The organism is Peribacillus sp. SIMBA_075 (assembly GCF_046534585.1).
Window position 1 is genome coordinate 1 of sequence record NZ_JAWRYN010000150.1, and the last position, 411, is coordinate 411.

At 50.9% G+C, this 411-nt stretch carries 1 protein-coding gene; it reads left to right on the forward strand.

All coding sequences use genetic code 11. From position 1 onward, the window contains the following. Window positions 1-411, forward strand: a 411-nt coding sequence (locus SB775_RS27555) for a metallophosphoesterase (protein WP_410864318.1), incomplete at both ends; no start/stop codon positions are given.

Genomic DNA, 411 nt, shown 5'->3' on the forward strand with positions numbered 1-411 from the left:
GTGCTTTCGGCAGACAAGGGAGTAGATATCGTCGGAGATGTTCATGGCTGTTATGACGAGTTTATCGAACTCTTGCGGCGCTTGGGGTATGAGCGAGGTCACGATGGGACGTATCGCCATTCACAAGGTCGAAAGCTCCTTTCCCTCGGAGATATTACAAGTCGTGGACCACAAGCAATCAAGATGCTGCAATTTTTTTTGCTGCACACATCATCCGGCATTGCTGAGATGGTCGATAGCAATCATGGATGGAAAGTGGCGCGTTGGCTCGACGGAAGGCCTGTCACACTTGCCCATGGAGACGAAAAGGTAGAAGAAGAGCTGCGAATGTACCAGCAAGAATTTGGGCCGAAAAAGGCAGCGGTTTTGCGAGAGCAAAGTCGGCGTCTTCTGTTTTCTTCTCCGTCGCAC